Source organism: Sinorhizobium medicae (assembly GCF_007827695.1).
Classification (GTDB): Bacteria; Pseudomonadota; Alphaproteobacteria; order Rhizobiales; family Rhizobiaceae; genus Sinorhizobium; species Sinorhizobium medicae.
On sequence record NZ_VITA01000005.1, the window covers coordinates 192,241 to 216,542 of the forward strand.

Sequence of the window (24,302 nt, forward strand, 5' to 3'; positions counted from 1 at the left end):
CCCTGAGCTCCGCTTGCCGCCGCTTACCTGTTCGTCAGGGCAAGCGATGCGTCCGTGTAGCGTCGGCCGGCGACGCGTTCCGGAGAAAGCGCTTCGCCGATTTCTGCGCGTTCGCCTTCTGTGAGGACGATCCCGGCGGCGGCCACGTTCTGCTCCAGATGCTCGATCCTGCGCGCCCCGGGAATCGGCACGATGTCCTCGCCCTGATTGACGACCCAGGCGAGTGCAAGCTGGGCAGCGGTCACCTCTCTTGCCGAGGCGAGCCTTTCGAGCGTGCCGATTAGCGCCGCATTGGCCTCGAAATTCTCCTGCTGAAAGCGCGGCAGAGATCGCCGGAAATCGTCGGCAGCGAGATCCTCGAGCCTGCGGATCGCACCCGTCAGCATGCCGCGCCCCAGCGGGCTGTAAGGAACGAAGCCGATGCCGAGCTCGCGGCAGGTGGCGAGAACCTCCTGTTCCGGATCACGCGACCAGAGTGAGTACTCGCTCTGTACGGCCGCGATCGGGTGCACGGAATGGGCGCGGCGGATGGTGGCGGCGCTCGCCTCGGAAAGTCCGAGGGCGCGCACCTTGCCTTCTTTCACCAGCTCGGCCATTGCGCCGACCGTTTCCTCGATCGGTACGGCCGGGTCGACGCGGTGTTGGTAATAGAGATCGATGATATCGATGCCGAGTCTCCCAAGGGATGCCTCTGCAACGGCTTTCGCATTTTCCGGCCGGCCGTCGACGCCCCTGATCGCTCGAGTGGCGGGCTTGCCCGGTTCGATTCGAAAGCCGAATTTGGTGGCGATTACGACCTGATCGCGCCGGTCTTTCAGCGCTTTGCCGATCAGCTTCTCGTTCTCGTAGGGGCCGTAGACCTCCGCCGTGTCGAAGAAGTTGACGCCGAGTTCAACGGCGCGATGAAGCGTGCGGATCGATTGGTTTTCGTCTGCTTCGCCATAGGCGAAGCTCATTCCCATGCAACCGAGGCCGACGGTCGAAACGGTGAGTTCGTTGCCAAGCTTGCGGTATTTCATCGGATTTCCTTTCGGGCTGAACGCGCGGCCTGCGGATCACGCACGGCGTTCCACGAAGATATTGGGCGTAATGAAAACGTCGCCCGATGAGGGCGCTGCGACAAATGGAAGATAGGGGCATCACAGCCGGTTGAAAATCTCTGTCAATTCTCACGGGTTGTTCTATGATTTCGATCAATGAACCGCACTCAGCTTTCCCAACTGGCCGTCCTTTCCGCCGTCGCCGCGCATGGCAGTTTCCGCGGAGCGGCAAAAGAACTCGGCATCGCGCCGTCGGCCGTCAGTCATGCCGTAAGCAGTCTCGAAGCAAGCCTCGGCGTACGCCTGCTTGCCCGCACGACGCGCAGCGTTGCAGCGACGGAGGAGGGAGGACGCCTTCTGGAGCGGCTACAACCGGCGCTCGACGAGATTGCCCACGCGCTTTTGCGAGCGGCCGAGGCCCGTGATCGGCCGGCCGGAAACCTGCGCATCACTGCGCCGCGCTTTGCCGCCGACCTCATTCTCGCGCCGCGCCTCGGTGATTTTCTCGGCACCTATCCGGACATCGTCCTCGAAATCGCCAATGAGGACGGCTTCACCAATATTGTCGAAGAGGGCTATGACGCCGGAATCAGGCTCGGAGAAAGCCTGGAGGCGGACATGATCGCGGTGAAGGTCGGCCCGGAGCTGAAAAGTGCGGTCGTCGCGGCGCCCTCCTATTTCGAGCGCTTCCCGACGCCCCGCCACCCGCGCGATCTGGCGGCCCATCGCTGCATCCGCCGGCGCTTCTCCAACGGCACCATTTATCGCTGGGAATTCGAGAAGGGCGGGGAGGAACTGACCGTTTCGGTGAGCGGTCCGCTGATTCTGGGCGAAGACCGGCCGATCATAACGGCTGCGCTCGGCGGTGCGGGGCTCGCCTATCTGTTCGAACCGCGCGTCAGCGCTCTTCTGGTGGAAGGCAGGCTTATCCGGGTGCTCGAGGACTGGTGCGCGCCCTATGCCGGTCCTTTCCTTTACTATCCAACGCGCCGTCTGATGCGCCCGGCGCTTCGGGCGTTCATCGATTTCTTCCGGCAAAGCGGCTAGTCAGGAAAGCGGCAGCCGGCGCTTTCGCCGGCTGCCCGCGAATATCACGCGGCCTTTTTGTTCGCCTGCGCCGTCGCGATTTTCGTCAGGTCCTCGTCCGTGACGACTTCCTCCTTCAGCGTTGCGTCGAGGAGCGACACTGCGTCCTTGAGGCCGATGGTCTTTGCCCAGGTCTTCAGGGTGCCGTAACGTGAGATCTCATAATGCTCTACCGCCTGGGCGGAGGAGATGAGTCCGGCATCCAGCGCGGGCGTGCCTTTGAATTCCTCCATGATTTCTTCGCCCTCGGCGACGATGCCCTCGATCGCGTCGCAGGTCTTACCCTGGGCGCGCTTGCCGATCAGTTCGAAGACCTGCTGCAGCCGTTCGACATGTGTCTCGGTCTGTTCCTTATGCTTCTCGAACGCCGCCTTCAGCTCCGGGGCCTGCGCCGCCCGCGCCATTTTCGGCAGAGCTTTAAGGATCTTCCGCTCGGCATAGTACATGTCCTTGAGCGTGTCGTGGAACAGGTCTTCCAGTGTCTTTTCTTTTGCCATTATCGTTTCCTTCCTCGTCTAAATCGTGTTGCCTTCGACCCGCAAACAACAGCAAACGGCGAAGATTTGTTCCTCGCGAGTGCAAAAAGCGCGTCTGACGGGCTACTTTCACCGCTCGGTTGCAGCGGGTCGGGTGATCTCATCCGAACGGAAATCGGGTGGTTGCGGTCAGGCTCATCGGGCAATGCTCCCGTCGTCAACAAAATGAGACGGAGAAGAACGATGCCGAGACTTGAAGGAAAGACCGCAATCATTACCGGGGCAAGCTCCGGTATCGGCCGCGCCGCCGCGCTGCTCTTTGCACGCGAGGGGGCAAAGGTCGTCGTAACGGCGCGAAATGAGAATGCGCTTGCGGCGCTCGCCGAGGAGATCGCGGCGATCGGCGGCGAAGCGGCGATTCTTGCCGGCGACGTGCGGGACGAATCCCTGCATGAGGCGCTGACCAAGCTGGCGGTGCGGCGCTTCGGCGGTCTCGATGCCGCCTTCAACAATGCCGGCGTCCTCGGTGCGATGGGAGAGATATCTTCGATCTCGGCCGAGGGTTGGCGCGAGACGCTCGACACCAATCTCACGAGCGCCTTTCTGGCAGCAAAATACCAGGTCCCGGCAATTGCCGCCGGCGGCGGCGGCTCGATCACCTTCACCTCCAGTTTTGTCGGCCACACAGCAGGCTTTGCGGGGGTTGCCGCCTATGCGGCAAGCAAAGCCGGGCTGATCGGTCTGGTACAGTCGCTGGCGGTCGAACTCGGCGCGCGCGGCATTCGCGTAAACGCGCTGCTTCCCGGCGGCACAGACACCCCCGCTAATTTCGCGAATCTGCCAGGAGCGGCGCCGGAGACGCGCGGTTTCGTGGAAGGGCTGCACGCATTGAAGCGCATCGCGCGGCCGGAGGAAATCGCCGAAGCCGCCCTTTACCTCGCCTCCGACGGTGCTAGCTTTGTGACCGGCTCCGCGCTTCTGGCCGATGGCGGAGCCTCGGTGACGAGGGTGTGAGAGCAACCCAGAGGCGTCGAAGGCGATGAGCGCATGAAAAAACCCGGATCCATGAAATCCCTCGAAGATCTCGGGCGCGTGCGCCTTTCGAAAAACTTCTTCCTCCGCGATTTTCTTCACTCGGAGATTGCGGAGTTCTACCGGATCCCGAACATCCCCGACGATCCGGAACTGGCGATCGAGGCCGGCCGGAGGCTCTGTGAAGAGCTTCTGGAGCCGCTGGAGGCGACCTTCGGCAGGCTGCATATCCGCTCGGCCTATCGCAATCGCGCCGTGAACGCCTTCGGCAATGCGAACAAACTCAATTGCTCCACCAATGCGGCAACGGCCGCCGATCATATCTGGGACATGCGCGATGCTGACGGCTGCATGGGAGCGACCGCCTGCATCGCCATTCCCTGGGTCTGGGACCGGGCGCAGGAGGGAGGCGGCTGGCAAAGCCTGGCCTGGTGGATCCACGATCACCTTCCATACGCCTCCCTCTGCTTTTTTCCGAAGCTTTGGGCCCTCAATATCCAGTGGCACGAAAGGCCGCGTCGGACGATCAGGAGCTACGCCGAGCCGCGCGGGCTGCTGACGAAGCCCGGCATGGCCAACCACGAAGGCAGTCATGCGCAGCTTTACCCGGGGTTCCCGGCGCTTGTGAAGGTGGACTGGTGGTGACGTCCTCCACGCCTTCTATTCGCTCACCTCGTTCAGCCGTCTTATCGCTTCGCCGGAAAGCTTGATCTCCGCAGACCTTACAAGGCTTCCCAGTTGGTCGAGGTTGGTGGCGCTGGCAATCGGTGCTGTGACGCCTTCGCGGGCGATGATCCAGGCGAGCGCAATTTCAGCCTGCTTCGCGCCGGTTTCCCCGGCGATTTCATCCAGCACTCCAAGGATACGCATGCCGCGCCCATCGAGATATTTTTCGACGCCGCCGCCGCGAGCGGAGCCCTCCAGATCCTTGTGCGAGCGGTACTTGCCGGAAAGAAAGCCTCTCGCAAGACTGAAATAGGTGATGACGCCGATCTCCTCTTCGATGCAGAGGTTGCGCAGAGCGCCGTCGTAGGAAGCGCGATCATAGAGATTGTACTCGGGCTGCAGCACGTCGTAGCGGGGCAGGTCCTTCGCTGCCGCGACCTGGAGTGCGTCGCGCATCTGCTCTGCATCGAGATTGGAGGCGCCTATCGCCCGCACCTTGCCCTGCGAGCGAAGCGTGTCGTAGGCGGCGAGCGTCTCCTCGTATGGCGTGTCGGGGTCCGGCCAATGTGACAGGTAGAGATCGATATAGTCGGTCTTCAGGCGCCTCAGTGAATCCTCGACCGCCTGCATGATCCAGCGCCGCGAGAGACCCTTGCGTTCCGGTCCGAGTTCCGAGCCGACCTTGGTGACGATGACGGCGCTATCGCGCGGGCGTCCCGATTGTTTCAACCATCTGCCGATGACCGCCTCCGATTCGCCGCCGCTGTTGCCCGGCACCCAGGAGGAATAGACGTCGGCCGTGTCGATGGCATTGAAACCGGCATCGAAGAAGGCGTCGAGAAGCGCGAAGGAGGTTTTCTCATCCGCGGTCCAGCCGAAGACATTGCCGCCGAAGACCAGCGGGGCAATCGAAAGACCTGTACGGCCAAGTCTGCGCATTTCCATGGTTTCACTCCATGTGGTTGGATGAAGACGAGCTGCGATCGGGAGGGTTGCGGCAAAAACATAGGCCAGCTTCCGGTCGAAAGACACCTTCGTCCGCGGTTTTTCTGGGCTAACTGCGGCTTGCTAGGTACGTACCTCGCGGATAGTGTCGGCACAGCTCGGGACCCAAGGGAATGCCGCGTCCTCGTGTCGCGTAGGAAAAGGAGACTGCCAAATGCTGCGTTTCGGAATTTTGTCGACAGCCAAGATCGGCCGTGAACTCGTCGTACCCGCCATTCAGGACGCCGAGAACTGTGTCGTCACCGCGATCGCAAGCCGCGATCTCGCCAAGGCACGGGCCATGGCCGACCGCTTCTCCGTGCCGCATGCTTTCGGCTCCTATGAGGAGATGCTCGCCTCCGATACGATCGACGCCGTCTATATTCCGTTGCCGACGTCACAGCATGTCGAATGGGCGATCAAGGCGGCGGATGCCGGAAAGCATGTGCTCTGCGAGAAACCGCTGGCGCTGAAAGCCGAAGAGATCGATGCCGTGATCGCAGCGCGGGAGCGCAACAAGGTGCTGATCTCGGAAGCCTATATGGTGACCTACAGCCCCGTCTGGCGGAAGGTGCGCGCGCTCCTCGCCGATGGCGCGATCGGCCGGCTCAGGCATGTCCAGGGCGCCTTCACTTATTATAACAGGGATCCGGGCAACATGCGCAACGTCCCGGCGCTTGGCGGCGGCGGCCTGCCGGATATCGGTGTTTATCCGGCGATCTCGACCCGTTTCACGACCGGCAGGGAACCGTTGCGCGTGCAGGCCACCACCGAGCGCGATCCGGAGTTCGGCACCGACATTTATTCGAGCGTTCGTGCTGATTTCGGCGATTTCGAACTCAGCTTCTACATATCCACGCAGCTCGCCGCCCGCCAGGTGATGGTCTTTCACGGCGACAAGGGGTACATCGAAGTGAAGTCTCCCTTCAATGCTGATCGCTACGGCCGTGAGGAGGTGGAACTGACCAATCAGAACCACGGTCAATCGCAGCTTTTCCGGTTCCAGGATGCGCGCCAGTACAAGCTTGAGGCCGAAGCTTTCTCGCGCGCTGCGAAAGGGGAGCCGGAAGAAGTGGTGACGCTGGAAAGTTCACGCCTCAACCAGAAATTCATAGACGCGATCTATCGGGCCAGCGAAAGGGACGGCTGGGAGCCGGTCTGAGCCCACGCAAGATGAGCCCGGCGCACATGGCGCCGGGCCATTCTTTCATGCAGCCTGGAACAGCCGCGCCTGCGACGCTCCCCGCATCTTGAAAAACAGGAAGTCGGCGACGCCGACCATGGCCATGGCGATCAGCGCTATTCCGGCGATGGTCAGCGCCGAATGGGCCGATGCAAGAATGGCGAGGCTGGCGATCTGCCAGAGGACGTCGCCGGCAATGCTGATCCGGGTTGCGATCGTGTTCGGTCCTCCTTTTCTGGCCGCAGCCAGATGGAAGGCACCCCAGGCGAGGAGCCCTGCGCCGAGTGCCATAATCACTTCGGGCGGAAGCCCGGGGCTGGCAAGTGCGGCTACGGGGGCGGCGGCGACGATCAGAACCGATCCGGCGATCAGCGAGAAAATCCCGTCGGCGAGGAATGCTTTGTTGAGGAGTGGGCGGTTGGAAAGATCGAGCATGTCTGTTCTCCATCGGTTGTCGATGGGCAGATGCTGAACCGTCGGGGTCATTAAACCAATTACCTCTGAGGTAATGGATTCTGGGCCATGTTCGGGCGAGTCTGCCGGTGCAACAGAGAGGACATCTATGGAATTCGGCAGCCGTCTGAAGGAATGGCGAGGACATCGCCGCATGAGCCAGCTTGATCTCGCGAACGCTGCGGGAATTTCCGCGCGCCACCTCTCGTTTCTCGAGACGGGCCGCTCAAAGCCGACGGAGGGAATGATCCTGAGGCTCGCCTCTGTCCTCGACGTTCCCGCGCGCGAACAGGGCACGCTCTTCACCGCCGCGGGATATCGGCCGCGCGTTTCCACGAAGGCCGCAGCGGGACTTGATGCGATGCCGCCGGCCGTCGCCCAGGCCATCAGGCTTATGCTGGATCGGCACCAACCTTATCCCGGACTGGTTTTCGATCATCACTATACGGTGCTGCTGATCAATCCGGCTTTCGAAGCACTTGTCGATGCCACCGGGGTTCCGTTCAAGCCGGGGGAGAACTTTCTCGACGGTTTTCTCGGCGCAGAAAGCGTCCGCGGCCTCGTCATGAACTGGGAAGCCGCCGCGGCCGATCTCGTTCATCGGGTGCGCATGGAAGCGTGGCTGCAGGGGCCGCGCAGTCCCTTGCAGCGAAGGCTGGACAGGCTGGTTGCCGATCCGGCCGTCGGAAAGGCGATCGAGAACTTCCCCACGACAGACCGCTTGCCGGTGCTGCCGATTGAACTGCGCCTCGGCGATACGGAGCTCAGCTTCATTACGACTCTCTCGACCTTCGGCTCGGCTCAGGATGCGCTGGTGGAGGGGGTTCTGATCGAATCCTTCTTTCCGGCCGACGATGCGACCCGGCGCTTCTTCGGGCAGAGCGGGCGCGACGTCCAATAGAGCGCCCAGGAGCAGGGACGACTCGGTGATCCGCTGTGCTACGATGTAGAAAAACGCCGGATAGCAGCGCCTTGCTGCTGATCTTCTCCGCACTGTCGGCTACAAGTGACGCATGACTTCGTTCTTTGATTCCGAATCTCCGTCCAACGTCGCCGAATATTCGGTGTCAGAGCTGTCCGGCTCGATCAAGCGCACGATCGAGCAGACCTTCGAGCACGTCCGCGTGCGCGGCGAGATTTCCGGCTATCGCGGCCCCCATTCCTCGGGTCACGCCTATTTCACCTTGAAGGACGATCGCGCCCGCATCGACGCGGTGGTCTGGAAGGGCACCTTCGCGCGGCTGAAGTTCAGGCCGGAGGAGGGGATGGAGGTTATCGCTACCGGCAGAGTCACCACTTTTCCGGGGTCATCCAAGTATCAGGTCGTCATCGATGCGCTGGAGCCGGCCGGCGCCGGGGCGCTGATGGCGCTCATCGAGGAACGCAAGCGCAAGCTTGCGGCAGAGGGCCTTTTCGATGCCGGCCGCAAGCGGCCTCTGCCCTTCATGCCCAAGGTCATCGGCGTCGTGACCTCGCCGACGGGTGCTGTGATCCGCGACATTTTGCACCGGATCGCCGACCGGTTCCCGGTCCATGTTCTCGTCTGGCCGGTGCGCGTGCAAGGCGATGGCGCCTGCGAGGAGATCGTGGCCGCGATCGAAGGTTTCAACGCGCTGCAGCCCGGCGGCCCGATCGCTCGACCGGACGTGCTGATCGTTGCGCGCGGCGGCGGCAGCCTCGAGGATCTCTGGTGTTTCAACGACGAGGCCATGGTGCGTGCAGCGGCCGGCTCCGCCATCCCGCTGATTTCGGCCGTGGGCCACGAGACGGACTGGACGCTGATCGACCATGCGGCCGACCAACGGGCGCCCACGCCGACGGGTGCGGCCGAAATGGCGGTTCCCGTGAAGGCTGATCTCGAGGCCCAGCTTGCCAGTCTCTCCGCCCGGCTCAAGGGCGCAGCAGTGCGGCAGATGGATAACCGCCGCCAGACGCTGCGTTCGCTGGCGCGGGCGCTACCCTCGCTCGATCAACTGCTCGCCTTGCCACGGCGGCGCTTCGACGAGGCGGCCGCCGGCCTCGGTCGTGGCCTGCAGATGAACACCGCCAACAAACGGCGGAGCTTCGAACGGAGCGCGGCCCATCTCCGGCCTGACCTTCTGACGGCGAGGATCGTCGATCGCCGCCAGCGCGTCGTGGACGCCGTCAACCGGGCCGAACGCATCGTCGAGCGTCAGGTTCATCGTGGCGCCGCGCGCGTCGCGTCTGCCGACGCCTCGCTTCGCGCTCTGCCCTCACGACTGATCGGCCAGGTTCATCGCGCTTCGGACCGCGTCTCCGCCATGAGCCGGCGTGCCGATGCGGCGATCGCCGCCGATTTGCGCAGGCTGAAAAGCGCGGTCGCGGCCCAGGATCGCGTGCTGCAGTCGCTCTCCTATCGCAATGTCCTGCAACGCGGCTTCGCGCTGGTGCGCGATGCAGCAGGCGAGCCGGTGAAACAGGCGGCTGCCGTGCATTCCGGAATGGCGCTGTCGGTAGAATTTGCCGACGGCCGCGTTGCCGCCGTAGCGGGCGAGGACGGTACTCCTTCCCAGGCGCCGAAAAAACGACCGGCACGAGCGGGCGAGCCGACGAAGCAGGGCAGCCTCTTCTGATGCGGATACTCCTGGTGCTTGCCCACCCGCTCGAGAATAGCTTTGCGGCAAGCGTCGCCAGAACAGCCAAGGAGAGCCTGGAGGCGAAAGGCCACACGGTTGATCTGCTCGATCTGTATCGAGACGGCTTCGATCCGAGGCTGACCGTTGCTGAACGCGGCAGCTATTTCGACGAGCGCTACGACTCCTCGGAGGTCTCCGTCTGGGTCGACCGACTCAAGGCCGCGGACGGGCTCATGCTCGTCTTTCCACAATGGTGGTTCAATTTCCCGGCGATCCTCAAAGGTTTCTTCGATCGTGTCTTCGCTCCCGGGGTCGCTTTCGACCATGATCGCGCAGGCGGCCGTATCATGCCGCGGCTCGGCAACATCAAGCTATTCTGGGCGCTGACCAGTACCGGGTCCCCCTGGTGGGTCGTGCATCTCTACATGGGAAATCCGGTGCGGCGCCTGCTGAAGCGCGGCATCGCCGCCTTCTGCGGCAAGGGGCTCGACTTCCGCATGATCGCTCTGCACGACATGGATCGGGTGACTGAAGCGAAGCGGAAACGCCATCTCGAGCGGGTGAGAGCGCTGGTGAGCCGGATCTGACCGGCCACCCTATTCGAATACCGCGAGGAAATTCCTGAGCAGCGCGTTCATGGCGTCCCGCTCATCCGGCTCGAGGCTCGCGACGAGGCGCTGTTGGTTGGCGACATGGGCGGTGACCGCCGCATCGACGCGTTTCAACCCCTCTGGCGTAAGCGCGATAATGACGCCGCGCCGGTCTTCCGGGTTGTCCAGACGTTCGACCAGCCCGGCCTTTTCGAGTTGGTCGATGCGGTTGGTCATGGTCCCGGAGGTGACCATCGTGGCCGACAGCAGGTCGCCCGGCGAAAGCCGGAAAGGCGGGCCGGAGCGCCGAAGCGTTGCGAGCACGTCGAAACTCGCGGAGTTCAGGCCATGCTCGGTGAGCGTGCTGTCGATCTCACGCGCCAGATGAGCCCGAAGCCGCGACAGGCGACCGAGCAGGCCCATGGCCACTACGTCGAGGTCGGGCCGCTCTCGGCGCCATTGCGCCAGAATTTTGTCGACGTGATCCATTTCCGTCCGCATCGGAGATAACGAGTGTTTTCTTCCTTCGCCGCTCTAACGTCCGGGTATCTTGACGTCAAGATAAATCAGTGTAGCATCGCGTATCTTGATGTCGAGATTGTTGAGGTAAAGATATGAGCGGGCGCCGCACCGATATTATGCTCACGGCCGTAGCTCCGGCGATTTGGGGCAGCACCTATCTCGTAACGACGGAATTCCTGCCCGCGGGCTATCCGCTGCACGTCGCGATGCTGAGGGCGCTTCCGGCGGGCCTGCTGCTGTTGATCATCGTCCGGCGCATGCCGAAGGGAGTCTGGTGGCTGCGCGCCTTTCTGCTCGGCGCCCTCAACTTCTCTTTCTTCTGGGCGATGCTTTTCGTGTCCGCCTACCGCCTGCCGGGCGGCGTAGCGGCGACCGTCGGTGCCGTTCAGCCGTTGATCGTTGTGGTCCTGTCGCGGGTCATCCTCGGCTCACCGATAAGGCGTCTGAGCGTCATCGCAGGCGCCGCGGGTCTGGCCGGCGTTGCGCTTCTGGTGCTGACGCCGAAAGCCGCGCTCGACCCGATCGGCGTTGCGGCCGGCCTCGCAGGCACCGTATCGATGGCTTTCGGAACGGTGCTGAGCCGTCACTGGACGCCGCCGGTCTCGCCGCTCACCTTCACCGCCTGGCAATTGGCGGCGGGAGGCCTGCTTCTGGTGCCCGTGGCCCTCTTCTTCGAGCCCGCCTTGCCGCCGCTCACCGCCGAAAACCTTCTCGGCTTCGCCTATCTCGGCCTGATCGGCGCAGCCTTCACCTATCTGCTCTGGTTCCGCGGACTGTCGCGGCTCGAGCCCTCTCAGGTCTCGCCGCTCGGCTTCTTAAGCCCGGTCGTGGCGATCCTGCTCGGCTGGGGCATACTTGATCAACAACTCGTCACCGTGCAGGTGGTTGGCATCGCAATCGTCTTCGCAAGCGTGTGGATGAGCCAGCAGGCGCAGATGGGGCATCGGGCGTTGCCGATGCGTGCGTAGCGGATACGGCACCGAGTTTGCCGGCTGTCCCTTCTCCCCGCAGGTCTCGGCAGCGGAGTGAGGGTGCCGCCATTCCGTAAAGCGATCACGCTCGCCCTTGCGCTTGACGGGCAAGCGCTTCACATTGCCGAAAAATCACGCGAGAAGCACTGCCCTTCATGACCGGACACCTTACGTCGGCGCATTATTCCGACCTCCTCCGTTTCGCCAGGCGCCAGACCCGGCGCGCGGCCGACGCGGAGGATCTGCTGCAGGAGGCGCTGATCGTGGCGCTCAGGGCGCGGCGGTTACCGGTCGGCGAAAATCGAGCCTGGTTTCGCGGCGTCATCCGTAATCTGGCCACGATGCAGGCGCGAACGGCAGCACGCCGTATTCGGCGCGAGCAGCAGATGCCCTTGCCGGATTCAGAGGATGATGTGGCTGTGAGCGATGTGCTGGCCTTTGCAGCCACGCTTACGCCCCGCCTCCGGATCGTGATGCTGCTCGCAATAGCAGGCCACAACCGGCCTGAGATTCGCCATCTCCTCAGAATCTCCGATGAGGCGCTGCGCCAGCGCATCCTGATGCTTCGGCGCGCCTGGCGTGACGCTGACCGCGCCGACGCGAATCCGGGAATGATCGGCCTGAACTGCCTGCTGGAGAACGGCCGGATCCGTCAGGCGCTGCTGCCGATGACGCGCGGCAACCGCGCCGCGTTTGCCAGCCACGATCCGGACGGCCATCTCTTCGCGATTAATTTTTCTCCCCGCACTCCTCACGAAACGGCAGCCGGCGGCAACAAGCCTGTGTACAAACAGAAGGGAGCAATCAATGCTATCTAAAACACGCATCGGAAACATCTGCTACTACGTCTCGGACATCGCCCGCACCGAGGCATTCTATCGCGATGTGCTGGGTCTCGACGTTCAGCGCATGGGCGATGACGGTGCCGGCAACGACTGGCTGATGGCGAGCATCGAGAACAATGTCGATCTGATTTTCTTCGTCGCGGAAAGCAAACCCGGCAATACGCCGATCGTCGTCTTCGATCTCGCCGAGGGTGGCATCGACGATGTCGTAGGTGGTCTTGCCGAAAAAGGAACAACGATCGTTACACCGGTAAGCCATGCGCCCGGCGGCTGGTCCGCCGAATTCGCTGATCCGGATGGACACGTCCTGTCGCTCTACCAGTCGGCGGAGACGCCACGGCGGAGGGCAGCCAAGGGTTGATGCGGCTTGGAGCACTTCCAGCGTATGGCGCCTCGTCCGGAAGTGAATAGTCTTAAAAGGTGAGGGCGGCACTTCTCCCCGTCGGAACGGGGAGAAGTGCCGGCAGGCGGATGAGGGGCGGCTTCGGCAGATTCAGGCCCACTCGCCCTTGCGCATGACGGGCACACGGCCGCCGTCGGCGCGTACGCCGTCGATGTCGACCTCACCGGAACCGATCATCCAGTCGATGTGGATCAGGCTCGCATTGCCGCCCTGGGCGCGGATCTGCTCCTGGCTGAGGCTCGCCCCGTCGAGGAAACACTTCGAATAGCACTGGCCAAGCGCGATGTGGCAGGAGGCATTCTCGTCGAAGAGGGTGTTGTAGAAGAGGATGCCGCTTGCCGAGATCGGCGAGGAATGCGGCACAAGCGCCACCTCGCCGAGGCGGCGGGCGCCCTCGTCCGTATCGAGCACCTTGTTCAGAACCTCTTCGCCGCGCGCGGCCTTGGCCTCGACGATACGGCCGCCTTCGAAACGCACCTGAATATTGTCGATCAGCGTGCCCTGATGGGAGAGCGGCTTGGTGCTCGACACATGGCCTTCGACGCGCAGCGCGTGCGGCGTGGTGAAGACCTCTTCGGTCGGGATGTTCGGATTGCAGGTGATGCCGTTCTTGGCGACCGAGGCGCCGCCATGCCACTCGTGGCCGTCCGCCAATCCGATGGTCAGGTTGGTGCCGGGTCCCGTGAAGTGGAGGGCGGCGAAACGTTCCTCGTTGAGCCAGTTCGAGCGCTGGTGCAGATTGGCGTTGTGCTCCTTCCAGGCGGCGATCGGATCGTCGACGTCGACCCGCGATGCGGCGAAGATGGCGTTTGCCAGCTTTTCCACCGCAACCGCTTCGGGATCGTCCGGGAACATCTGCTTCGCCCAGGAGGGGTTCGGATAGGAGACGATGTTCCAGTTGATGTCGAAGTTTGATATCTTCTCCAGCGCCGGCTTGTAGGCGATCGAGTTCGCCTTGTTGGCGCGCGCGACCTTCGTCGGATCCTGAGCCGAAAGCAGCATCGGATTGTCGCCGGCGATGGCAAGGCGCGCAGCGCCACCGGCATAGGCTCTGGCCATCCCCTCGTAAAGCCAGTCGCTGGCGCGGTCGAAACTCTCGTCCGGCGCATGGGCATAGCGGGCGAGAGTCGTTTCCTCGTCGGCGTAGAAGGTCGTCACCAGTCCGGCCCCCGCCTTATAGGCATGCTTGGTGATGAGCCGGACGAGCGGCAGCGCCGCGATCGGCGCGGTCATCACCAGATCCTGGCCCTTCTGCAATTGCAGGCCGATCTTGATGGCGACCTCGGCGAGCTTTTCGAGCTTGACCGGATCGACAGGGTTTTTCACGGATTGGAGGGGGGCGTTCATGGCGGCTCCTGGTCGTCTGCTTGCGGATATTATGCGGTTTTAGACCGGTTCCGCCGAAAACAGAAGCGCCTTCAGGCCGCTGCCCTTTCGGTCTTGAGCAACGCCGCCTCGTGCTTTTCGAGGAAGGCTGTCAGCCTTTGCGGGTAATCCTCGGCGACCGCTGCTTTCACGCTCGGCCTTTCGGCCAGCACCTCGCGCCAGGCGGTGACGCGCGGCAGGCCGTCGAAGATGCGGTGATCGGAAATCCTGTCGAACACGTCGAAATAGCGGAAGATCGGCGCGAAGACTGCGTCCACGAGGCTGAAGGCGCCGCCGGAAAAATAGGGGCCGCTGTCGAGTTCCGCCTCGACGGTGGCAAATTTCATCTCGAGCATTCTGCGCTTTTCTTCAAGCGTGCCGCCGTCCCGCGTGGTCTCATAAACCCAGAGGTCGGAGAGGATTGCGGAGCCGAACTCCATCCAGCCGCGATGGCGCGCCCGCGCCAGCGGATCGGAGGGGTGCAGCTTCGGCCCGGCCTGCGTCTCCTCCAGATATTCGCAAATGACGGTACTCTCGAAGAGGATCGCTTCGCCGCCATCCCGTGGAATACGCAGAAGCGGCACCTTCCCAAGCGGCGAGATCTTCAGGAACCAGTCGGGCTTCTTGGCGAGATCGATATCGACGCGTTCGAAGGGCACGTCTTTTTCGCGGAGCGCGATCGCGGCGCGTTGCACATAGGGGCAAAGATGGTGGCTGATCAGGGTGAGCTGCGCGGTCATCATTCGTCTCCTGGTTCTATTTAGATGCATCTGCATATAACGCGGCTTGCCAAAAGCGTCAATATAGATGTAATTGCATATATGAACGCGAAAAGGGCGGACAACAGCGAGCCGACCGCGGCCGCGACACGGGCATGGATCGGTCTGATGCGGGCGCAGCAGCGCACGCTTTCAGCCATCGAAAGAGACTTCAAGGCCGCCGGTTTGCCGCCGCTTGGCTGGTACGACGTGCTCTGGGAGCTGGTGAAGGCCGAAGGCGGCCGTTTGCGCCCCTTCGAGATCGAGGCCCGCACGCTGCTTGCCCAATATAATCTTTCCCGCCTGATCGACCGGCTGGAGAGGGAAGGCCTCGTGCAGCGAGAGGCATTCGACGAGGACGCGCGCGGCTGCTGGGTCGTGGTCACCGACAAGGGCCGCTCGATGCGCGAGCGCATGTGGCAGATCTATGCGCCTTCGATCGCGCGGCATGTCGGCGCAAAGCTTAGCGAAGAAGAGGCAAGCGCGCTTGCCTCGCTGCTCTCAAAGCTCGGTTGATATCCCGGTCCGGAGGAAATCAGGCGATCAGAGGGGCTGCAATCGCCCTCAAGGCGGCTTGCGCGTCCTTCGGCGTCAGCCGCAGCTGCAGACCTCTTTGCCCGCCATTGATGAAGACCAGACCTTCGGCGAGCGCCGCTTCCTCTATCGCGGTCGGAACGGTCTTCCTCTGCCCGAAGGGGCTGATGCCGCCGACGTGATAGCCGGTCAGCCGCTCGGCGTCTGCCGGTTTCATCATGCTCGCCGACTTCCCGTTGAAGGCCGCGGCGAGCTTCTTCATGCTGACCTCCCGATCGGAGGGCACGATGCAGCAGACCGGCTTGCCGTCGACCTCGGCCATCAGAGTCTTAAAGACGCGAGATGGGTCTTCGCCGAGCGCCTCCGCCGCCTGCAGCCCGACGCGTTCGGCATCGGGATCGTAGTCATAGCTGTGAACGGTAAAGGCAATGCCGGCCTTTGCGAGTGCCTGCGTTGCCCGGGTCGTCTTCGACATGGTTTACGCCCCGAATGCGGCTTCGTAGAGTTCCGGCTTGAAGCCGACGAGCAGCCTGCCGTCAGCATCGAGCACCGGGCGCTTGATCATCGACGGCTGCCTGAGCATCAGGGCGATCGCCTTTTCGGCCGTCAGGTCCTGCTTGTCGGCCTCGTCCAGCTTGCGGAAGGTGGTGCCCGAACGGTTGAGCAGCGTCTCCCAACCGAGTTGGGCGCACCAGCGTTCGAGTTGCGCGCGGTCGATGCCTTCGACCTTGTAGTCGTGGAAATCGTAGGAAGTGCCGCGGCTGTCGAGCCAGTTCCGCGCCTTTTTCATCGTGTCGCAGTTCTTGATGCCGTAGATCGTAACCGTCATGCCGAATCTTCCCGTTCTTCCGGATGTGGGAAGACATAGCCGGACGCTGCGCCCCGGAAAAGACCCGGAAACAAGACTTGAGATCAGAGACTGGTGAACTTGCCGGCAACCTCGGCGGCTTCCGTGGTCTTCAGCCCGGCGATGTTGATGCGGCCGGAGGAGGGCATATAGATGGCGTGCTCGGTCCTGAGCCGCATCACCTCCGCTTCGGAAAGCGGCAGCATCGAGAACATGCCCTCCTGATCGGCGACCGCGCCGAGGCTCTGCCAGCGGGTGCGGAGCCCCTCGGCAAGCGACCGCCGGAGGCCGGTCATCCTGAGCCGCATCGTCTCCAGCTCCTCCGCCCAGTCGCGTCTGAGTTCCGGGTCGCCAAGGATCGTCCGCACGACGGCTGCGCCGTGATCCGGCGGCATGGAATAGCTGGTGCGGGCGAGGCCCGCGAGATTGGAGCGCACCCTGTCCGCCGATGCGGATGAGCTGGTGCGGGCGAAGATCGCGCCCGTGCGCTCGCGATAAAGCCCGAAGGATTTCGAGCAGGAAACCGCCATGAGCGCTTCCGGCACGACGCCGAGAAGATGTCTGAGGCCGGCGACATCCTGATCGAGGCCGCGGCCGAGCCCTTGATAGGCGAGATCGACGAGCGGCAGCAGGCCGCGCTCGGCCACCAGCGCGGCGATCTCCATCCATTGCGCTTCGCTGAGCACGCCGCCGGTCGGATTGTGGCAGCTGGCATGCAGCAGCACCGCATCGCCGGGTGCAGCGCCTTCCAGCGCGCTCACGAGATTATCGAAGATTACCGATTGCGACGGAATGTCGAAAAAATCGTAGGTGGCTATATTGAGCCCGGCCGCCTTGAAGATCGGCGCGTGGTTCGGCCAGCTCGGCAGCCCGAGCCAGATGCCCCGGCCGCCCATGCGGGCGATGAGGTCCGCCGCCAGACGGAGCGCGCCGGAGCCGCCGGGCGTCTGGACGCCCGCCACATGGCTGCGCTCGACTATATCCCCGCCGACGAGCTGCCAGAGGCGATCAAGAAAATCGAGGTCTCCCTCGGGTCCGACATAGGCCTTGCTGTCCTGCGTTTCGAGAAGTCGCTTTTCCGCGGCCTTGACCGCTCGGAAGATCGGCGTGCGGCCGGCTTCGTCACGATAGACGCCGACGCCGAGGTCCACCTTGCCTGGGCGCTCATCCTTCCTGAACAGGCCGATAAGGGCCAGCAAGGGGTCGTCGGCTTGGCGGGTGAGGGCGTCGAACATGGTTATTCCCCAATGAGAAGCTGCATGGAACCATAGTCGTTTCCCACGGCCGGAAAGGCAAGCCGGATCGAGCTTGCGCCCGTCCCCGGAGAGCGGTTCAGGCCTCGAGCGTGCCCGGCTTTCGCGCCGTGCGCGAGGGTTCGGCGCAGGCGATTTTCATCAGGTCGGACCGGCGGCGGGCGAAGCGGGTGGAGACGCGCGTAACGACGAGGCCATCCTGCGGAGCCCGGATCTCGATGGTGCCTTCGGGCGCGCCGGGCCTTGCCAGGATGGTTGCCAGAAGGTCTCCCGCCTTGACGTTGTCGCCTATATCGCGGTGAAAGAGGATCGCACCGGCCTCCGGTGCGCGGATCATCTCGATATTGTCGAGCGGCACGGCTTTGCCTGCGAAAGCCTGGAGCCCGGCCTTCGGGGCCGCCACGATTCCGCGTCCAACGAGAAAGCGGAACACGCCCTCCGCGTCCTTGCGCGCCAGTTCCGGATAGACATCACGCGTGCCACGAAGTTCGACCGTTACCGACAGCCGACCAGGCAAGGTGGTCCTGCGCTCGCCTTCGCGACCGTGCTTCCACGCATGGGCGACCGCCTCCTCGAAAGCGGAGCTTTCGCCGTCGGACAGGAGCACTGCCTTCATGTCGAGGGCCGCCGCGAGATCGGCGGCATCCGGCCAGAAGGCCTCGTCGATATAGGCGTATTGCAGCCCCTCGTCGTCGCAATGGAGGTCGAGCACCAGATCGGCGCCGAGCGCCATGTGCAGAAGATGCCGCTTCAAACGATCGGCCGCCGAGTATAGGTCCGGCTGTTCGAGCAGACAGTCACGGTCTTCAAGGGAGATCAGTGGAAAGTCCCGGTTGAAGTTCGTGCGCGAGCCGAGATCGAAGCGCCCCTGCAGCTCGCCGAAATGCGCTTGCGCCGAGCCGATCGGGTTTGCCTGCGGAACGATGGTGATGCCGCCCAGAATAGCACCGTCCCGATCCGCCTGGCGGAGCCTGTCGAGCAGGAAATGCAGAAGCGCAGTGCCCGGCAGCTCGTTGGCATGAAGCGCCGCCTGGATATAGATACGCGGCGCCTCAGCGCTTGCCCCCTCGAACCGGAACACCGGCAATCGCCACACGACGCCCGGCGTATCGCCGGCGATGATGATTTCTGAAACGTCCACTTTCTCATCCTCAACAACGGGCTGTGCTGTCGGGAGCGTTATGGACTTTGCCAAGGCTCGAATGCAAGCCGTGGCAGCGCCGTCTCAGTCTTCGACAATCGGAAGATCGAGCGCGGAGCGCAGGAGCCCGACACCAGCTTATGGAGCGTCGCATGCTGGCGCCGGTGCCAGGAGATCGGCGCGTGGCGCGAAGCCCGGCATGACTTTGTTGAAGGGAACTGCGCCGCAGCCTTGGCGCGACACAGTCTCGCTGGCCGGGACGACCGCGTGGGTTTTCGGGGTGGTCGCCCAGGCGCGAGCCACGATGTCGGCCGCCAGACGGCAATCGCGCTGGCGTTTGATATGATGGCGATCCTGGCTCTCGATCTCGGCTCGGTGCATGACATCACGCATATCGACGCAATGATTGAACGCAGGCGGGCGGATTCCGGGGAGACACCTCTGGCGTCGAAACTTCGAACTGAACCGGTCGCATCTGGCCGCGATGGCAGATTTCTGTTCCGATGTCAGCGCCATCCTGAGCGAAACGCAACGTTTGGGGACCTGTCGGAATCGGCCACGTTCGTGTTTTCAAAGAGGCGGCATTTTCTCGAATTGAGGCACAGCCGGATAGGGGCGATCCCAGGCCTGTCCGCGCAATGTGTACGTCACCATTTGCGGCACGTACCGGTCTGGATCGTCGAGGCTGGCGGCATGAATGGTGAAGAGATCCGGCATGGCCGAGTACGTCAGGTATACGGGCGATCCGCAGGCGTTGCAGAAGCCGCGCGTCTTCACATTGCCGCTGTCGCCGACCATATCCCAGTGCGTCGCTTCGCCATCGAGCTTCACCGCCTGCCTGTTCGGGAAGGTCAGATAGGACCCGTGCCCGGTGCCGCTCGTCTTCTGGCAGTCGTGACATTGGCAATCATTCATCGCTAGAGGCTCGGCCGAGATTTCATAGCGGATGGAGCCGCAGGCGCATCCGCCGGTGTAAGTCCTTTTCATGTCTTTCTCCCGTAAAGTTGTGAATTGCGAAGGCAATATCCGCCCCTTCACCCCTCGGCGCCGGCGATAGCGCCGATGTTCTCGACGACCTTCTTCCAGCCTTGGCTCATTTTGCTGAACGCCGTCTCGTTCTCCGGCAGCACGAAGCCTGAATGAACAAGGCGAAGGCGCGTGCCGTTTTCGACTCTTGAGAGGATGAACGTGACGACCGTATCCAGGCGTGAGCCGTATCCGACGTTTCCCTCATGACCGCCCTTCCAGGCATAGACGAAACGTTCGTTGGGCTTCACTTCCAGCACCTGGCAGTGAATGGTGCCGTCCCAGTCGCCGGCCGGTGTGGTCCGGTAGGTGAAGCCTTTGCCTTCCACGGGCTCGAAGCCGTCGGGAACCATCAGCCAGCGACCCATCAGATTTGCCGTGGTCAGGGTTTTCCAGATCGTCTCCGGCGGGTGCGGGAAAATCTCGTCGACAACGATGTCTTGCGTGTCGGCCTTCGATGCGGCGTCGTTCATGGATCGATCTCCTTCAGCAACAATCTGAGATTTGCAAAGCGCTCGCGCCAGAAGACGCCGTAATGGCTCATCCAGTCGACCAACGGTTCGAGGCCCTCCGGCTGAGCACGGTAATAAACTTTCCGACCCTCGGGTCGCTCTGCGACAAGGCCGGCCTGCTTCAAAGCCTTGAGGTGTTGAGAAATGGCGCCCTGGGTCACGCCGCTCCCGCGCGTCAGTTCGACGACGGTGATTTCGTCGGAACTGACGACCCGCTCGAACACGGCCCGACGCGTTGGATCGGCAAGAGCGCGCATGACGGCATTGATGGAGGCTGCTTCGGTCATGAAAAAATAATAGCGCCAACTAATTAATTAGTCAACACTATCATTTTTAGATCGTCGGCATCGGTACTCCCTCCACCGCCCGAGAGTGGATTTTTCCGGGTGGGGCGGCTACACCCGTTCGAACCGCGCTCTCTCACGGGAAACCAAGCATGCGACTGCAAGACTGCCACAATTTCCATGATTTTCGCCGCCTTGCCCGCAGAAGGCTGCCGGGCCCGATTTTCAACTACATTGACGGCGCAGCGGACGACGAAGTGACTTTGCGGCGCAATGCCGCCGCCTTCGAGGCCTGCGATCTGGTTCCCAACGTCCTGTGCGGCGTGGCCGAAGTGGACATGTCCGTCACCGTCATGGGCCAGAAGCTCGCTATGCCCGTCTATTGCTCACCAACCGCGCTGCAGCGGCTGTTCCACCATCAGGGTGAACGCGCGGTCGCCGCCGCCGCCAGCAAAACGGGGACGATGTTCGGCGTCTCGTCGCTGGGAACGGTGAGCCTCGAAGAAGCGCGGCGGATCGGCCAGGGCCCTCAGGTGTACCAGTTTTATTTCCACAAGGATCGCGGCCTCAATCGTGCGATGATGCAGCGGGCCAAGGAAGCCGGCGTCGAGGCGATGATGCTGACCGTTGACAGCATCACAGGCGGCAACCGTGAGCGTGACAAGCGCACCGGATTTTCAATTCCTTTCCGGCTCAACCTTGCCGGTATCACGCAATTCGCACTGAAGCCGGCCTGGGCGATCAACTATCTGACACATGAACGCTTCGCCCTGCCGCAGCTCGATGGCCATGTCGACATGGGCGGCGGCACCATGTCGATCAGCCGCTATTTCACCGAAATGCTGGATCCGGCGTTGCATTGGGACGATGTCGCCGAAATGGTCGGCGAATGGGGCGGTCCGTTCTGCCTAAAAGGGGTGATGTCGGTTGCGGACGCCAAAAGGGCCGTCGACATAGGGTGCGCGGGTCTGGTGCTTTCGAACCATGGTGGACGGCAGCTCGATGGCTCCCGCACGGCATTCGACCAGCTCGCCGAGATCGTTGACGCTGTCGGCGATCGCATCGATGTGATGATGGACGGCGGCGTCCAGCGCGGCACGCACGTGATCAAGGCGCTGTCTCTGGGAGCGAAGGCGGTGGGTTTGGGCCGCTATTACCTCTTTCCGCTCGCAGCGGCAGGGCAGGCCGGCGTCGAGCGCGCGCTCGACCTGATGCGCCTTGAGATCGAGCGAAGCATGAAACTCATGGGATGCAAATGCGTTGATGACCTGACGCGAAGCAATCTGAGGTTTCGCTAGAGCGCCATGACATCAGTCGCCGGCGACCTCAGGTCGGTACCCGGCACTCTCATCAGCAGGGGGTCGGCATCTCCGACGAAGAAGGTTAGCGTCGTCATCACGAGCCCCGCCGCACCGCGGTGATCTGCGCCCCGGCGGATCGGCCAAACAGCTGGGCTTCGCACCCGTCAAGTTGGGAAAACTCAACGAAGGTGGCGCGCTGGTGCACGCGCGGCCGTATTTGGAGCCCGCTGATCTTCCAGGTTTTGTTATGGAGGCTCTGCCGGCTCCCCTGCGTCGGGAGACCGGCGTGTAGATCGACATCATCAACGCCGATCTCACGCAGCCTGCCGATCTTGCGGCGGTAGAGGTGAGGCTGCGCGACGATGCCCGCATCGGCATCCTCGTCAATAATGCCGGAACGGCCATCGGCGGTAGCTTCATAGAGCAGAGCACCGACGACATGGCACGGCTCGTCGCGCTCAACACGACCGCACTTCTACGATTTGCCGGCGCAATTGCCCCGCCTGAGCTTCGGCATCCGGAGGAAGGCCAAGCATCGCAGCGTCCTATTCGTTCCTGTTCATGCGGGCGAATGGCGATCAACTGGCGCAGATCGCATCGCCGATCGAAGCCGGGATCATTCGCCCCGTCATAGATCGGATATTCCCCTTTGAAGCGACCAATGAAGCGATGGGTTACGTCGGGACGGGGCGGTCGAAGGGAAAAGCCGTCGTCAAGATCCGGTAAATAGATCGCCAGAGCGGGACGAGGAAAATTGTGCGCGGGCCTTCGCCCCCATCCCGCTCTAACTCATTGAAGTCGATCACGTTCACATTTCTGATATCGGCGGCGTTTGGATGGGCCTGAATCATTCCCACTCGATCGTGCCCGGGGGCTTCGAGGTGACGTCGTAGACGACGCGGTTGATGCCGCGGACCTCGTTGATGATGCGCGTGGCAGCGCGGCCCAGGAATTCCATGTCATAGTGGTAGAAATCGGCCGTCATGCCGTCGACGGAGGTGACGGCGCGAAGCGCGCAGACGAATTCATAAGTGCGCCCGTCGCCCATGACGCCGACCGTCTGCACGGGAAGCAGCACGGCGAAGGCCTGCCAGATGGCGTCGTAGAGGCCTGCCTTGCGGATCTCGTCAAGATAGATCGCATCCGCCTCGCGCAGAATTTCGAGCTTCTCGCGGCTGATCCCGCCGGGGCAGCGGATCGCAAGGCCGGGACCGGGGAAGGGATGGCGGCCGATGAAGCTGTCGGGCAGGCCGAGCTCGCGGCCGAGGACGCGTACCTCGTCCTTGAAGAGTTCGCGCAGCGGTTCGACGAGCTGCATGTTCATGCGCTCCGGCAGGCCGCCGACATTGTGGTGCGATTTGATCGTCACCGAAGGGCCGCCGGTGAAGGAGACGCTTTCGATGACGTCGGGATAAAGCGTGCCCTGCGCGAGGAAATCTGCCCCGCCCAGCTTCCCGGCCTCTTCCTCGAAGACCTCGATGAAGAGGCGGCCGATGATCTTGCGCTTGGTCTCCGGATCGCTGACGCCTTCGAGTTCGCCAATGAAGCGGTCGGAAGCGTCGACGTGGAGCAGATGGAGGTTGTAGTGCTCCTTGAACATCGCGACGACGTTCGCCGCCTCGTCCTTGCGCATCAGACCGTGGTCGACGAGGATGCAGGTGAGCTGGTCGCCGACGGCTTCGTGGATGAGGAGTGCTGCAACCGACGAATCGACGCCGCCGGAAAGCGCGCAGATCACCTTCTTGTCGCCGACCTGGTTGCGGATCGCTTCGACCGCCTTGGCGCGATAGGCCGACATCGTCCAATCGCCCTTGATGCCGGCGATCTTGTGGACGAAGTTGGCGATGAGCTTCGCCCCGTCGGGCGTATGCACCACTTCCGGATGGAACTGGACGGCATAGTATCTGCGCTTCTCGTCTGCGATGAAGGCGAAGGGCGCGTTGGAAGAGGTGGCGACGACTTCGAAGCCATCGGGCAAGGCGGTAACCCGGTCGCCATGCGACATCCACACCTGGTGCCGCGAGCCGAGGGACCAGAGCCCCTCGAAGAGCGGGCAGTCCTTTTCGACTTCGAGGAAAGCCCGGCCGAATTCACGATGATGCCCGCTTTCGACCTTGCCGCCGAGCTGCGCGCACATGGTCTGCTGACCGTAGCAGATGCCGAAGACCGGCAGGCCGCTTTCGAAAATGACGGAAGGCGCACGCGGCGAGCCGACGTCGAGCGTCGAAGCCGGGCTGCCGGACAGGATCACCGCCTTCGGCTTCAGGCGATGGAAACCGTCCTCGGCCGACTGGAACGGCACGATCTCGCAATAGACGCCGGATTCGCGCACGCGCCTGGCGATGAGCTGGGTCACCTGGCTGCCGAAATCGACGATGAGGACGGTATCGGGATGGGCTGTCTGGGTCATAGCGGGCCTTCAAGCAAGCTTGA

General features: G+C 62.9%; 28 protein-coding genes and 3 pseudogenes. 15 read left to right on the plus strand and 16 right to left on the minus strand.

Annotated elements, in window-relative coordinates:
* Nucleotides 1–23: 23 nt before the first annotated feature.
* Nucleotides 24–1,019: an aldo/keto reductase gene (locus FB009_RS10570; RefSeq protein ID WP_012067686.1), complete on the minus strand. Its 996-nt coding sequence runs from the start codon at nt 1,017–1,019 to the stop codon at nt 24–26.
* Nucleotides 1,020–1,196: 177 nt separating this feature from the next.
* Here FB009_RS10570 and FB009_RS10575 point away from each other — a divergent pair, with 177 nt between their 5' ends.
* Nucleotides 1,197–2,087 (plus strand): LysR family transcriptional regulator, encoded by an 891-nt coding sequence (locus FB009_RS10575; protein ID WP_012067687.1) that lies wholly within the window; start codon nt 1,197–1,199, stop codon nt 2,085–2,087.
* 44 nt (nt 2,088–2,131) lie between these two features.
* Here FB009_RS10575 and FB009_RS10580 read toward each other — a convergent pair whose 3' ends face one another.
* Nucleotides 2,132–2,623, minus strand: a complete 492-nt coding sequence (locus tag FB009_RS10580) for a YciE/YciF ferroxidase family protein (protein ID WP_012067688.1) — start codon at nt 2,621–2,623, stop codon at nt 2,132–2,134.
* A gap of 222 nt (nt 2,624–2,845) precedes the next feature.
* Here FB009_RS10580 and FB009_RS10585 point away from each other — a divergent pair, with 222 nt between their 5' ends.
* Both FB009_RS10585 and FB009_RS10590 read left to right on the plus strand, forming a co-directional pair.
* On the plus strand, nt 2,846–3,616 hold the full coding sequence (locus FB009_RS10585) for an SDR family oxidoreductase (protein WP_012067689.1): 771 nt from the start codon (nt 2,846–2,848) through the stop codon (nt 3,614–3,616).
* A 33-nt stretch (nt 3,617–3,649) separates the two neighbouring features.
* Nucleotides 3,650–4,279, plus strand: a complete 630-nt coding sequence (locus FB009_RS10590; RefSeq protein ID WP_012067690.1) for a hypothetical protein — start codon at nt 3,650–3,652, stop codon at nt 4,277–4,279.
* A 15-nt stretch (nt 4,280–4,294) separates the two neighbouring features.
* Here the strand turns inward: FB009_RS10590 and FB009_RS10595 are convergent, their stop codons facing one another.
* A complete protein-coding gene (locus tag FB009_RS10595; RefSeq protein ID WP_012067691.1) occupies nt 4,295–5,245 on the minus strand; it encodes an aldo/keto reductase in 951 nt (316 codons plus the stop codon).
* Nucleotides 5,246–5,459: 214 nt separating this feature from the next.
* On the opposite strand from FB009_RS10595, the gene FB009_RS10600 reads away from it, so the two are divergent.
* A complete protein-coding gene (locus FB009_RS10600; protein ID WP_012067692.1) occupies nt 5,460–6,446 on the plus strand; it encodes a Gfo/Idh/MocA family protein in 987 nt (328 codons plus the stop codon).
* Between the two features lie 45 nt (nt 6,447–6,491).
* Here FB009_RS10600 and FB009_RS10605 read toward each other — a convergent pair whose 3' ends face one another.
* Entirely contained in the window at nt 6,492–6,902 is a 411-nt protein-coding gene (locus FB009_RS10605; RefSeq protein ID WP_028054335.1) for a hypothetical protein, read from the minus strand.
* 127 nt (nt 6,903–7,029) lie between these two features.
* Here FB009_RS10605 and FB009_RS10610 point away from each other — a divergent pair, with 127 nt between their 5' ends.
* The 3 genes from FB009_RS10610 (at nt 7,030) to FB009_RS10620 (ending at nt 10,104) form a co-directional block, all read left to right on the plus strand.
* Complete coding sequence (locus FB009_RS10610; RefSeq protein ID WP_012067694.1) at nt 7,030–7,821, plus strand: helix-turn-helix domain-containing protein; 792 nt, start codon at nt 7,030–7,032, stop codon at nt 7,819–7,821.
* 112 nt (nt 7,822–7,933) lie between these two features.
* Complete coding sequence (gene xseA / locus FB009_RS10615) at nt 7,934–9,514, plus strand: exodeoxyribonuclease VII large subunit (RefSeq protein WP_012067695.1); 1,581 nt, start codon at nt 7,934–7,936, stop codon at nt 9,512–9,514.
* Complete coding sequence (locus FB009_RS10620) at nt 9,514–10,104, plus strand: NAD(P)H-dependent oxidoreductase (protein ID WP_012067696.1); 591 nt, start codon at nt 9,514–9,516, stop codon at nt 10,102–10,104. Before xseA ends, FB009_RS10620 begins: the two co-directional genes overlap by 1 nt.
* A 9-nt stretch (nt 10,105–10,113) precedes the next feature.
* Here FB009_RS10620 and FB009_RS10625 read toward each other — a convergent pair whose 3' ends face one another.
* Entirely contained in the window at nt 10,114–10,608 is a 495-nt protein-coding gene (locus FB009_RS10625) for a MarR family winged helix-turn-helix transcriptional regulator (RefSeq protein WP_012067697.1), read from the minus strand.
* 113 nt (nt 10,609–10,721) lie between these two features.
* Between FB009_RS10625 and FB009_RS10630 the strand changes: the two genes are divergently transcribed.
* From FB009_RS10630 to FB009_RS10640, 3 genes are all read left to right on the plus strand, one after another.
* Complete coding sequence (locus tag FB009_RS10630) at nt 10,722–11,597, plus strand: EamA family transporter (protein WP_012067698.1); 876 nt, start codon at nt 10,722–10,724, stop codon at nt 11,595–11,597.
* Nucleotides 11,598–11,755: 158 nt separating this feature from the next.
* Entirely contained in the window at nt 11,756–12,418 is a 663-nt protein-coding gene (locus FB009_RS10635) for an RNA polymerase sigma factor (protein ID WP_012067699.1), read from the plus strand.
* Nucleotides 12,408–12,806 (plus strand): VOC family protein, encoded by a 399-nt coding sequence (locus tag FB009_RS10640; RefSeq protein ID WP_012067700.1) that lies wholly within the window; start codon nt 12,408–12,410, stop codon nt 12,804–12,806. Before FB009_RS10635 ends, FB009_RS10640 begins: the two co-directional genes overlap by 11 nt.
* A gap of 132 nt (nt 12,807–12,938) precedes the next feature.
* Here FB009_RS10640 and FB009_RS10645 read toward each other — a convergent pair whose 3' ends face one another.
* Both FB009_RS10645 and FB009_RS10650 read right to left on the minus strand, forming a co-directional pair.
* A complete protein-coding gene (locus FB009_RS10645) occupies nt 12,939–14,195 on the minus strand; it encodes an aminopeptidase (protein WP_012067701.1) in 1,257 nt (418 codons plus the stop codon).
* Between the two features lie 71 nt (nt 14,196–14,266).
* The gene (locus FB009_RS10650) at nt 14,267–14,953 is read right to left on the minus strand and encodes a glutathione S-transferase family protein (RefSeq protein ID WP_024311274.1); all 687 of its coding nucleotides are present in this window, start codon (nt 14,951–14,953) and stop codon (nt 14,267–14,269) included.
* 81 nt (nt 14,954–15,034) lie between these two features.
* Between FB009_RS10650 and FB009_RS10655 the strand changes: the two genes are divergently transcribed.
* Nucleotides 15,035–15,487, plus strand: a complete 453-nt coding sequence (locus tag FB009_RS10655; protein ID WP_024311273.1) for a MarR family winged helix-turn-helix transcriptional regulator — start codon at nt 15,035–15,037, stop codon at nt 15,485–15,487.
* A gap of 19 nt (nt 15,488–15,506) precedes the next feature.
* Here FB009_RS10655 and ybaK read toward each other — a convergent pair whose 3' ends face one another.
* The 8 genes from ybaK to FB009_RS10695 all read right to left on the minus strand — a co-directional run bounded on the left by ybaK (nt 15,507) and on the right by FB009_RS10695 (nt 20,571).
* Complete coding sequence (ybaK, locus tag FB009_RS10660; protein WP_012067704.1) at nt 15,507–15,980, minus strand: Cys-tRNA(Pro) deacylase; 474 nt, start codon at nt 15,978–15,980, stop codon at nt 15,507–15,509.
* A gap of 3 nt (nt 15,981–15,983) precedes the next feature.
* The gene (locus FB009_RS10665; RefSeq protein WP_012067705.1) at nt 15,984–16,334 is read right to left on the minus strand and encodes an ArsC family reductase; all 351 of its coding nucleotides are present in this window, start codon (nt 16,332–16,334) and stop codon (nt 15,984–15,986) included.
* A gap of 83 nt (nt 16,335–16,417) precedes the next feature.
* Nucleotides 16,418–17,587: a tyrosine aminotransferase gene (gene tatA / locus FB009_RS10670; RefSeq protein ID WP_012067706.1), complete on the minus strand. Its 1,170-nt coding sequence runs from the start codon at nt 17,585–17,587 to the stop codon at nt 16,418–16,420.
* Between the two features lie 97 nt (nt 17,588–17,684).
* Nucleotides 17,685–18,746 carry a succinylglutamate desuccinylase/aspartoacylase family protein gene (locus FB009_RS10675; protein ID WP_012067707.1) on the minus strand — a complete coding sequence of 354 codons (1,062 nt, stop codon included), beginning with the start codon at nt 18,744–18,746 and terminating at the stop codon, nt 17,685–17,687.
* Nucleotides 18,747–18,884: 138 nt separating this feature from the next.
* Nucleotides 18,885–19,127 carry a hypothetical protein gene (locus FB009_RS10680; protein ID WP_164829991.1) on the minus strand — a complete coding sequence of 81 codons (243 nt, stop codon included), beginning with the start codon at nt 19,125–19,127 and terminating at the stop codon, nt 18,885–18,887.
* A gap of 189 nt (nt 19,128–19,316) precedes the next feature.
* On the minus strand, nt 19,317–19,733 hold the full coding sequence (locus tag FB009_RS10685; protein ID WP_012067708.1) for a GFA family protein: 417 nt from the start codon (nt 19,731–19,733) through the stop codon (nt 19,317–19,319).
* A 47-nt stretch (nt 19,734–19,780) separates the two neighbouring features.
* A complete protein-coding gene (locus tag FB009_RS10690) occupies nt 19,781–20,245 on the minus strand; it encodes an SRPBCC family protein (RefSeq protein WP_012067709.1) in 465 nt (154 codons plus the stop codon).
* On the minus strand, nt 20,242–20,571 hold the full coding sequence (locus FB009_RS10695; RefSeq protein WP_012067710.1) for an ArsR/SmtB family transcription factor: 330 nt from the start codon (nt 20,569–20,571) through the stop codon (nt 20,242–20,244). Before FB009_RS10695 ends, FB009_RS10690 begins: the two co-directional genes overlap by 4 nt.
* A gap of 149 nt (nt 20,572–20,720) precedes the next feature.
* On the opposite strand from FB009_RS10695, the gene FB009_RS10700 reads away from it, so the two are divergent.
* The 4 genes and pseudogenes from FB009_RS10700 to FB009_RS10720 form a co-directional block, all read left to right on the plus strand.
* The gene (locus FB009_RS10700) at nt 20,721–21,866 is read left to right on the plus strand and encodes an alpha-hydroxy acid oxidase (protein ID WP_012067711.1); all 1,146 of its coding nucleotides are present in this window, start codon (nt 20,721–20,723) and stop codon (nt 21,864–21,866) included.
* Nucleotides 21,867–22,008: 142 nt separating this feature from the next.
* Nucleotides 22,009–22,114 (plus strand): annotated as a pseudogene (locus tag FB009_RS32990) (NADP oxidoreductase coenzyme); the annotation flags it as partial.
* A gap of 2 nt (nt 22,115–22,116) precedes the next feature.
* A pseudogene (locus FB009_RS33145) lies at nt 22,117–22,371 on the plus strand (SDR family NAD(P)-dependent oxidoreductase); the annotation flags it as partial.
* Nucleotide 22,372: 1 nt separating this feature from the next.
* Nucleotides 22,373–22,595 (plus strand): annotated as a pseudogene (locus FB009_RS10720) (zinc-binding dehydrogenase); the annotation flags it as partial.
* Nucleotides 22,596–22,716: 121 nt separating this feature from the next.
* Here the strand turns inward: FB009_RS10720 and guaA are convergent.
* Nucleotides 22,717–24,279: a glutamine-hydrolyzing GMP synthase gene (guaA, locus tag FB009_RS10725; RefSeq protein WP_012067712.1), complete on the minus strand. Its 1,563-nt coding sequence runs from the start codon at nt 24,277–24,279 to the stop codon at nt 22,717–22,719.
* Nucleotides 24,280–24,302 lie beyond the last annotated feature (23 nt).